This is a genomic window from Pseudomonas sp. P7548 (genome assembly GCF_013386585.1).
GTDB lineage: Bacteria > Pseudomonadota > Gammaproteobacteria > Pseudomonadales > Pseudomonadaceae > Aquipseudomonas.
Map to the genome: position 1 here is coordinate 19,870 of NZ_JACARO010000093.1, position 9,530 is coordinate 29,399.

Below are 9,530 nucleotides of genomic sequence, written 5' to 3' on the forward strand. Positions count from 1 at the left end.
GTTCATTCGAGCCCACCTGGCCTTTCACTGTCTGCTGCGGGCGCCCGTATCCCAGGCGGCCGGTTTGCTGTTTAGCCGAACGGGTAGGTGGTTTCTTGCTCCCAGGGTTGTGGTAGCGCTGCGGGAGAGAACACGCTGACCCCATTTGTTGTGACAGGCGCCAGTTCCAGGCTTTCGTTGAACCCCGCCAGAGACAGATCGAGGACAGCCTCGCCGGTCGCGATCACACTTGCGTCACCTGCGAACAGTTCGGAAGCGGGTTGCAGCAGGTCCGACAGCAGCGGCAGTTGTGGCTCACGTTCATGGCCTGATGTCTCAATTCCTTGCGCGGTGGCTTCCACGTGCAACACAAAAGGTTCTGAAGTCACGCCATCAGTGACGACAGTGAACGTATGCGTTCCTGGGCTCAGCGGGCTGAATTCCGAAGGTTGGAATGTCCATTGGCCGTCTTCCCCGGCACGGGCGGCGCCGATGAACAGACGATCGTCATACACGAACACGGCAGAGTCCGGTTCGGCTTGCCCGCTGAAAACAGGACGATAGTCGTCAATGGTCGCGCCACTTGTCACACTGCCCGTCCAGTCGCCGGCTTGGTCGAGTGCGCTGTCAACTTGAGGCGTTGGGGTTTGCGGGACATCCTGCACATTCAATACGAAGGCTTCAGAGGTGGCGCCTTCCCCGACAAATGTGAAGGTATGCTCGCCTGGGCTCAGTTTTTTATTGATGTTGGTGTATGTCCAGCTGCCATCCTGCAAAACCGTGACATTGTCGACCAACTTCCCATTGTCATACACCTTCAGGAGCGTCAGCGGTTCGCCTTGGCCATGGAACGTCGGCCGTGCGTCGTTGGTCACGCTGCCGCTCGCAAGCTCGATCACAGTACCTATATTGTCGACTACGGAAGTGATCACGGGCGCGGTCGATTCCGGTGCGCCAATGGTCAAGGTGAACGGGTCTGAGCTGACTCCAGCGTTCACCACAGTGAACACGTGCGTGCCTTGATTCAACGGGGGTACCTGGAACTCCCAAATGCCGTCGGCGTTACTGTGGGCGTAGCCAATGCGGCGGCTGCCATCGTAGATCTGCACCATGGCAAAGGGGTCAGCCTTGCCGCGCAAGGCCGGAGTCGCGTCATCGGTAAGGCTGCCGTTGACCAGCTCACTGTATTTGCCGAAGTTGTCAAACGCCTGGTCGATCTGTGGTTTGGCCGATTCCGGTGCACCAATCGTCAGGGTGAACGTATCAGAGCTCAGTTCGGTGCCAATAGGTGTCTTGGTCACGGCAGTGAGCGAGTGTTCGCCTTGGCTCAGAGTGGCTGCCTGGAATTGCCAGTTGCCATCCGGGCGCGTGAGGGCATAACCCAATCGGGTAGTGCCATCGTAGATAGCCACTTGAGAATGTGGCGCGGCCGTACCCCATAACGTCGGTGTGGCGTCATCGATACTGCCACCGTTTGTGATCTCACCGAATTTGCCAAAATCATCAATGACTGAACTGATAGTCGGTTGAGTGGCTGGCTCTGTGTCCTCTACGGTGAATGTAAAGGGCTGTGATGCGATTCGGTTCACGGCTACCGTCAAGGTGTGCTGACCCGGCGTCAGGGGGGTTCCGGTCTCAACCGTAAAACGTCCATCCGGGCCAACAAATGACGAGCCAACGATAAAGGCACCGTCGTACAGGAGCACTTGGGCACCTGGCTCGCCACGGCCGTGGAACGTGGGAGTCGCATCATCGCTACTGGCACCAGGGGCGATTTCTCCAGGGGTGCCGACACTATCGAATACTGAATCGATCAGCGGAGTTGACGCTTCAAGAATGCTGACGGTCAGCAAAAAGGGTTCTGATGTCTGACCCAGACTATCTACGACGGTCAACTCATGTACACCGGGCTGCAGCGCGCTTTCGGTGGACGGGCGAACCTGCCAGTTGCCTTGCAGGTCCACAAAGGCAGACGTCAGGTATTCGCCATTGTCATAGATTTTGACAAAGGTGCCGATGGCCTCGCTTTTACCTGAAAGGTAGGGGCGGCTATCGTCGATCGTGGCACCACTCTCTACCAACCCGGTCTCGTACCCGGCGGTGTCATAAGCGGTGTCAAATGTAAGAGCTGTCGCGTTCTCAAGTACGGCGATCTCAGGTTCTACGATGATACTTTCCGCCACCGCCTGCGGCTTGAGTTCAATCTGCAACTGCGGGCCGGCATCTCCCGCCTGGCTGTCAGTGGCCGATACGCCCAGGGTATTGCTACCCGTCTCGACCGTTGGAACAGCAAGCGGCGTTGTTTCAGAGGACAGCGTATCAAGCCGGATCGAGAAATCCTGGGTGATCTGGCCGTCTACAGTAATGCTGAAATTCTCCCGCTCCGGGCTGGCGGCCTGTTCTGTCGTGTAGGCCCAGCGACCATTTTCATCGGCCTGCGTGGTCCCGACCGGATTGCTCTGGGCGTCGTAGATTTCGACGGTTGCATGGGCACTGGTCGTACCGTGCAAGGTCAGCGTCATTGAGGCTGAGTCCACAGTGCGTTGAGAACCCTCACGCTCAGCTGTGTACTTTTTCTTAGCGTCCATAAGGTCTTGTTTCCAATAAAGTATAGAGAATGCCGCGTGCCCGCCCCCCGGGGTCACAGGCGCATTTCCGCATACTTATCGGTTTGTGAACTCTAAGAACGGTCTCAAAAAAAAACAGGCCAGGACCTTGCCAGTGATCGTCAGATATCGGCACTGGCCTGTGTGGCAGGCGGGCAGGTGGTTTGTCCGTCATCCAGCCCCTGTTTGTAGTTGCGGCTGAGTAGCGAAGCCTTACCGTTGTGCCAGGTCAGGGTCAGCACGTAAAGCGTGTCGTAGTCACTGCCGGACCAATCCTGGGTAATGGTGTGCTTTTCCCCCGAGGCTTCACTGGCCACCTTGTTGATCAGTTCCGGCAGGTAGCCGTGGGACCAGGCGGTGTAGATGATTGCGTTGTGGTACTTGTCTTCCACCAGCTCGTCGGCCAGGGCACTGGTGTCATTCGCCGAAAACTTGATGTTCACCGGCAGGCCCAGCTTGATGGCGCTGGGGCTGATGGTCATCAGTGGGCGAATGTAGCTGTACGAATTGTCCTTCTCGCCTTCCTCGACATTGCGCGTCGGGTTGGCGGCAAACACGAAATTGGCCTTGCCGAATTTTTCCGGCAATACGGTGGCCAGGTTCATTGCGCGGTTCAGCCCCTGGCAGTTGAGCTGGCCGAGGCCGCCGCTGGGTTTTTCACCGTGACGCAGGAAGATCAAGGTTTGCACGCCATCTACGACTTGTGCACGGCTTTCTCGGGCGTCTAGCGTCAGCCCAACGGTGCCGGCAATTAGCAGCAACGGTAAGACGACATAAGTGTAACGCTTGAAATGATGTGCAACTCGGGCAGGTTTTAGATTCATGGTTCCACTTTTCAGTAATGCAACTAGGGCCGAGCACTCCTGATGCGGGGGTCCACTCCTGTGTGATAGCCGGTTTGTTTTTCTAGCCGTGCGGTCGTCAAGCTTGGAGGGTGGGAGTGTTTTTACGTCGATTGGTTCTATGCGCAAGGATATTTATTCCAACCTATCCCTAATGATAGTTGGCAAATGTTGCAAAACGGTATCGCGATGCGAAGTGTGTTTCGTGATTTGTACGCAGTGGAACGGATATTCAGGGTTTGCAACATAGTCGTTGTCACTGGTTGGCAAGTGAGTAGCCGTTTTAGCGCACGCTATGGCGTCTCAGTTCAGCCAGTGAGCCTCGTCACTTTTATTGAAGGAAATGGAAAACATGAATATCGGCTCGTCTTCAAGCAACCTCTACAGCGGTTTTAACACGATGTCAGCGTCAGAAAACGAGGATCCATCTAGGTCAAAAAGGCGCGCCCCCATACTCTGGACCTGCACTGGTGGGCGCGCTACGAGCGATCGGGAGTGGAACGGAAGTAGTTACAACGTGCGCAGTGAAGATCGGCCGTCTGAATTCGGCTACGGCGATTGCTTCCGAGTCACGACATTTGGCCGGCGCTAGCGATCCGAGTAAAAACTGGTGCGCTACCCGTAGCGGGTCGTGCCAGACCTAAAAGAGCGTTGAGCGTCAGCCGTTGGTCAATGGACGGGCTCTCAACGCCTTTTTTCTGTTCCGCACAGTCAGTAAATTAGATCGCTCTATCTATTTTGTTTACCTTGTGAACCCTTACTATTCCAGTTTTTAAAGGGAGTTCACCATCATGTCTCTTTCAAGCTTCCCTGTTACTAAAAAATGGCCTGCCCAGCATCCCGAACGCTTGCAACTGTATTCGTTGCCCACGCCCAACGGCGTCAAGGTGTCGATCATGCTTGAAGAGCTGGGCCTGCCCTATGAAGCGCACAAAGTCAGTTTCGAGACCCAGGACCAACTGTCACCCGAGTTCCTGTCCCTGAACCCCAACAACAAGATCCCGGCGATCATCGACCCCAATGGCCCGAGCGGCCAGCCGTTGGCGCTGTTCGAGTCCGGCGCGATCCTGATCTACCTGGCGGAAAAAACCAGCCAGCTGCTATCCGAAGACCCGGCTACCCGCTATGAAACCCTCCAATGGCTGATGTTCCAGATGGGCGGCATCGGCCCGATGTTTGGCCAGCTGGGCTTTTTCAACAAATTTGCCGGCAAGGCCTACGAAGACAAGCGTCCCCGCGACCGCTATGCCGCCGAATCCCGGCGCCTGCTGGATGTGCTGGAAAAACGCCTGCTGGGCCGCACCTGGATCATGGGTGATGACTACAGCATCGCGGATATCGCCACCTTCCCTTGGATTCGCAACCTGATCGGTTTCTATGAATCCGGTGACCTGGTGGGCATCGCTGATTTCCCCAATGTGCTGCGCGCGCTGGACGGTTTTGTCGCACGTCCGGCCGTGATCCGTGGCCTGAACATCCCGAGCTGACGCATGCCGACTTTCGATTTCAAACAACTGGACGTGTTCAGCCGCGTCGCGCTCAAAGGCAACCCGCTGGCGGTGGTATTGGGGGCCGACAGCCTCACCGACCAACAAATGGCCGATTTCGCCAAGTGGACCAACCTCAGTGAAACCACGTTTTTGCTGACCCCGCGTGACCCGAGGGCCGACTACCGGGTGCGAATATTCACCACCCTCAAGGAGCTGCCGTTCGCCGGCCACCCCACGTTGGGCAGTTGCCATGCGTGGCTGCAGGCGGGGGGCATCCCCAAAGGTGAAGAGATCATCCAGGAGTGTGAAATCGGCCTGGTGCGTATCCGCCGCCAAGGGGATGAGCTGGCCTTTATCGCACCGCCGCTGATACGTTCCGACGCGGTGGAGCCACCGTTGCTGGAGCGCGTGCGCCTGGGGTTGGGTTTGCCGCCCGGGGCCATCCTGCGCAGCCAGTGGGTCGACAATGGCGCAGGCTGGCTGGCGCTGATGCTGGCTGACCGCGAGCAGGTGCTGGGTTTGCAACCTGACTATTCGCAACTGTTGGGCCTGGCAGTGGGTGTGATCGCTGCCTGCGACCCTGAGCACGATGCGGTGGATGCGCAATTCGAAGTGCGCGCCTTTATTGCCGGTGACGGCGCCCAGGAAGATCCGGCCACCGGCAGCCTGAACGCGGGTGTTGCCCAGTGGCTGCTGGGGGAGGGTCTGGCGCCGGAGCGCTATGTCGTCAGCCAGGGCACGGCGATGGGGCGGGCGGGGCGCATTCGCATCGAGCGCCACGGCCCTGAAATATGGGTGGGCGGTGCGGTTGCGGTCTGCATCGACGGGCGCCTACAGCTCTAGATCAATACATTGTTACAGGCCTCGCAATACACTATTGGCCCCCGCGCGTTTGTGCCATGGGGGCCAGGGGGCATAAGCTTTCGCCCCAAATATGTATGCCTCTACCGTTTTGGAAGCCAGGAAAGCCATGACCAGCCAGTTCCCCCAAGCCCGCCCACGCCGCCTGCGCCGCTCCCCGGAGCTGCGTGGCTTGTTCCAGGAAACCGAGTTCACCTTAAACGACCTGGTGCTGCCGATCTTCGTCGAGGAAGAAATCGATGATTTCGTGCCGATCACCAGCATGCCGGGCGTGCAGCGCATCCCTGAGAAAAAACTCGCCGCCGAGATCGAGCGTTATGCCCGTGCCGGCATCAAGTCGGTCATGACCTTCGGCGTGTCCCACCACCTGGACGCCAGCGGCAGCGACACCTGGAAAGAGCGTGGTCTGGTCTCGCGCATGTCCTCGATCATCAAGGACGCCGTGCCGGAAATGGTCGTGATGTCCGACACCTGCTTCTGCGAATACACCGACCATGGCCACTGCGGCGTGATGCACGGCGCCCACGTCGACAACGATGCAACCCTGGTCAACCTCGGCAAACAAGCCGTGGCGGCCGCTCGCGCCGGCGCCGATGTCATCGCACCGTCCGCCGCCATGGACGGCCAGGTCCAGGCAATCCGTCGCGCACTGGATGACGCCGGCTTTACCCACATCCCGATCATGGCCTACTCCACCAAATTCGCCTCGGCCCTCTACGGCCCGTTCCGCGAAGCCGGCGGCAGCGCACTCAAAGGCGATCGTAAAAGCTACCAGATGAACCCGATGAACCGCCGCGAAGCCGTGCGCGAATCGCTGCTGGACGAACAGGAAGGCGCGGACGCGCTGATGGTCAAGCCGGCCGGCGCCTACCTCGACATCATCCGCGACATCCGCGAAGCCTCGCACCTGCCGGTGGCGGCGTACCAGGTGAGCGGCGAGTACGCGATGATCAAGTTCGGCGCCCAGGCGGGCGCGATTGACGAGGCGCGGGTGGTGCGTGAGACGTTGGGGTCGATCAAGCGCGCGGGGGCGGATTTGATTTTTACGTATTTTGCGATGGATTTGGCGTTGGCGGGGATTTGATTTAGGTGAGTAGCTCTGTGGCGGGTGAGTTTGCTTGTCACAGGGCCGCTGAATACTAAAAGAGTCAGATCTTTTTGTTTGTCTAGACGGAATATCATGAGGCGTTGTTTTTAATCAAGGCTGTATGAAATACAAATTGGACATGGAGCCTTCAATTTTTCTGACCTTTCCCTTTTCTAGATATTCATTGAACTCATGCTCTAGGAGCTTCATGTCAGTGTATTTTTTATGCTGTTGCGGAGTTTCGCATGCATACATATAGAGTCTCCAAGGGTCGAAGCCATCAACTCGTCCGCCAGGACCATAGTCAAAATCGATGCATCTATCAGTCAGATAAACGCTACAGCCAACTCCGTGCAGTTCGTATTCCACTCCATCAGTAAGTACGCCACATCGTGGGATTTTATTTGTCCACCATAATTCTAGGATGTCTTTGGTTTCAAATGAATACTCAAGTAACTCTGTTGCCTGTTGTACTTGTTTTATGTATTCGTTTATCAAGTCTCCTAGCGTTCTATTTTTCATCTTCTTGGTCTATCCAATCTGTACTGCGCAAGACTGTGGTAGCCTAATTTTTATATAGTCGAAAAGTCGACGTAGCCTTCAAATGATATACATGCTATCCAGGTTAGATTTTTCTGAGTGATATAAGTATGCTGAGGTATTGTTGAAAATACTTTGATCGCGAAAGTGAGGTTCTCTAGATTTATTGCGTAGGCGTTATCAGTGGCGTCCCCGACTATGAGGATAAGGTCGTAGCTGACGGGTATTATTTTTTCCGCAAGTGAGTTTTGTACTTCTGGTGAGGTCGCCGTTCCGAGATAAGTGCTTCCTTTTAATGAGTCCCATGCAATCTGACTTCCACAGAAGGGGAGTTGTTCGTTGATTTTGTCTGTAATTAAGTTGTGTTCGTCCTCGGTTAGAGTAATGAGTGTTACATTGTTTTTTTTGAATTCTTCAATTATTTCCTCGTCTAGATAGCTCATTTTTTTATGAATCTCTTAATTATCTGGAGTACCATTTTGTTGGTGCCATTGAAAGTGTAGTGGGGGCCGTTTTTTTTATGGGTCCACACGTTGATATGTGCCCCGCTTCTGGCGTCATATTCAACGCGGTAGCCTGTTTTGTTATCGAAAGTTTGCATCCCTACAGGCTTTCCTTTGTTTGTATTGAACTTTCCTAGTTTTGGTTTTTCTGCTCGAAAATTATTTTCTAATAACCATTTTAGGGCTTTGTTCAAAGCTTGCTCATATGTGGATGAATGAGTCGCTCCCGCCGGCTTCGGGGGCTTCTCCTTGGATTGCTTTTGTCCCTCATTTTCTTGGTCGGGGCAGTTGCCACCAGCACAGGATAATCCTAATGGATCCACCCACCCCGTAGGATTGGGCACGTACTGATAGGCATTGATCCCACCCGACAACTTCACCGGGTCCGACGTCAGGTAACGACCAATATCCGGATTGTAGTAGCGATGGCGGTTGTAGTGCAGCCCGCTTTCCTGATCGAAGTACTGGCCCTGAAAACGCAGCGGGTTGTCGATTTTTCCGACGTCCAGGCGGCTGATTTCGCCATAGGCGCGGTAGTGGGCGGACCAGACGATTTCGCCGTTGGGGGCGGTGAGTTCTTGTGGGGTGCCTAAGTGGTCGAGTTGGTAGTGGAAGGGCTTGGTTTGTTTGGGGCCGAAGCCTTCCAGTAAAGCCAAGGGCCTGAAGCTACCGGGTTCGTAGAGGTAGCTGCGGTGCCGGTCCTTGTGATGCTCGGCAATCAGCTTGTCGCCTTGCCAGAAAAGCTCCGTGGTTATGTCATCAACGGTTTTACTGATACGCCGTCCAAAAGGATCGTATCGGTAGCTGGCAGTTTGTCCGTTGGGTTGCGTGATACCGATCAGCCGATGCTGACAGTCATAACGGTACTCGGTGACCAGTGCGTGCCCACGCCCACGCCGCTCACGGATCAGGTTGCCGAACGCGTCATAGTCATAATGCCGATCCCCCTGAATCATCAGCCGATTACCCGCCACGATGTCCGGGCCGGGGCGGTTTTGCATGAGCAGGTTGCCGGCCGGGTCATGGGCGAAGCGTTCTTGCAGGTCCTGGGAGTGGTCGGCGCGGGTGAGGCGGTTCAGTGGGTCGTGGGTGTAGTCGTGCTGGCCCTTGCGGGTGTCGAGCAGGCGGGTGAGGTTGCCGGATTTGTCGTAGGTGTAGTGGCGTGCGTAGAGGTGGTGTTCCTGCTGGGTGACGGTGTGGGCGTGCAGGCGTTGTTGGTCGTCGTAGTGGTAGTGGCTGAGGAGCTGGCCTTGTTGGCGTTGGTGTTCCTGGCCGGCTTTGAACAGGTGGGAGGTGAGGACTTCACCATTGAGTTCGACGGTGGCGAGGTGACCGCCCTTGGCATGATTAAAAACAAGACGGTTGTTGTCGGGCAGGCGCAGGTTTTGCAACTGGCCACAGGCGTCGTAGCCGTAGCGCAAGGTGCCCCAGCCTTGGTGTTCGGCGGTGAGGCGGTTTTGGCTGTCGTATTCGTAGGCCAGCGCCCAGTGACCGTCTTCGACGCCGAGGAGGTTGCCTTGGCGGTCGTAGGTGTAGTCGACGGTTTTGCCGTCGGGGAGGGTTTTTCGTACAAGGCGCCCGGCATGATCGCGTTCGTAGCGGGTAACCAGCTGACTGCCGTC

8 protein-coding genes are annotated in these 9,530 nt (G+C 56.2%); 3 read left to right on the forward strand and 5 right to left on the reverse strand.

Annotated features, from left to right (window positions below; genetic code table 11):
• Positions 1 to 71: 71 nt before the first annotated feature.
• Together HX803_RS29240 and HX803_RS29245 are read right to left on the reverse strand one after the other, a co-directional pair.
• Positions 72 to 2,567, reverse strand: coding sequence for an Ig-like domain-containing protein (locus HX803_RS29240; protein ID WP_178925606.1), 2,496 nt, complete (start codon positions 2,565 to 2,567; stop codon positions 72 to 74).
• A 140-nt stretch (positions 2,568 to 2,707) separates the two neighbouring features.
• Positions 2,708 to 3,409 carry a histidine phosphatase family protein gene (locus tag HX803_RS29245; RefSeq protein ID WP_178925607.1) on the reverse strand — a complete coding sequence of 234 codons (702 nt, stop codon included), beginning with the start codon at positions 3,407 to 3,409 and terminating at the stop codon, positions 2,708 to 2,710.
• Positions 3,410 to 4,218: 809 nt separating this feature from the next.
• Here HX803_RS29245 and HX803_RS29250 point away from each other — a divergent pair.
• From HX803_RS29250 to hemB, 3 genes are all read left to right on the forward strand, one after another.
• Positions 4,219 to 4,914 carry a glutathione S-transferase N-terminal domain-containing protein gene (locus HX803_RS29250; protein WP_218647212.1) on the forward strand — a complete coding sequence of 232 codons (696 nt, stop codon included), beginning with the start codon at positions 4,219 to 4,221 and terminating at the stop codon, positions 4,912 to 4,914.
• A gap of 3 nt (positions 4,915 to 4,917) precedes the next feature.
• The gene (locus HX803_RS29255; RefSeq protein WP_178925608.1) at positions 4,918 to 5,760 is read left to right on the forward strand and encodes a PhzF family phenazine biosynthesis protein; all 843 of its coding nucleotides are present in this window, start codon (positions 4,918 to 4,920) and stop codon (positions 5,758 to 5,760) included.
• 127 nt (positions 5,761 to 5,887) lie between these two features.
• The gene (gene hemB / locus HX803_RS29260) at positions 5,888 to 6,862 is read left to right on the forward strand and encodes a porphobilinogen synthase (RefSeq protein WP_178925609.1); all 975 of its coding nucleotides are present in this window, start codon (positions 5,888 to 5,890) and stop codon (positions 6,860 to 6,862) included.
• 114 nt (positions 6,863 to 6,976) lie between these two features.
• Here the strand turns inward: hemB and HX803_RS29265 are convergent, their stop codons facing one another.
• The 3 genes from HX803_RS29265 to HX803_RS29275 form a co-directional block, all read right to left on the reverse strand.
• Positions 6,977 to 7,387, reverse strand: coding sequence for a hypothetical protein (locus tag HX803_RS29265; protein ID WP_178925610.1), 411 nt, complete (start codon positions 7,385 to 7,387; stop codon positions 6,977 to 6,979).
• A 50-nt stretch (positions 7,388 to 7,437) separates the two neighbouring features.
• Positions 7,438 to 7,848 (reverse strand): hypothetical protein, encoded by a 411-nt coding sequence (locus HX803_RS29270; protein ID WP_178925611.1) that lies wholly within the window; start codon positions 7,846 to 7,848, stop codon positions 7,438 to 7,440.
• Positions 7,845 to 9,530 (reverse strand): RHS repeat-associated core domain-containing protein (locus HX803_RS29275; protein ID WP_178925612.1); only part of this gene is annotated, 1,686 nt, incomplete at its 5' end. The genes HX803_RS29270 and HX803_RS29275, both read right to left, overlap by 4 nt.

Coding starts and splice junctions, on each gene's coding strand:
- HX803_RS29240 (WP_178925606.1), bottom strand. CDS start 2,567: ATGGACGCTAAGAAAAAGTACACAGCTGAGCGTGAGGGTTCTCAACGC.
- HX803_RS29245 (WP_178925607.1), bottom strand. CDS start 3,409: ATGAATCTAAAACCTGCCCGAGTTGCACATCATTTCAAGCGTTACACT.
- HX803_RS29250 (WP_218647212.1), top strand. CDS start 4,219: ATGTCTCTTTCAAGCTTCCCTGTTACTAAAAAATGGCCTGCCCAGCAT.
- HX803_RS29255 (WP_178925608.1), top strand. CDS start 4,918: ATGCCGACTTTCGATTTCAAACAACTGGACGTGTTCAGCCGCGTCGCG.
- hemB (WP_178925609.1), top strand. CDS start 5,888: ATGACCAGCCAGTTCCCCCAAGCCCGCCCACGCCGCCTGCGCCGCTCC.
- HX803_RS29265 (WP_178925610.1), bottom strand. CDS start 7,387: ATGAAAAATAGAACGCTAGGAGACTTGATAAACGAATACATAAAACAA.
- HX803_RS29270 (WP_178925611.1), bottom strand. CDS start 7,848: ATGAGCTATCTAGACGAGGAAATAATTGAAGAATTCAAAAAAAACAAT.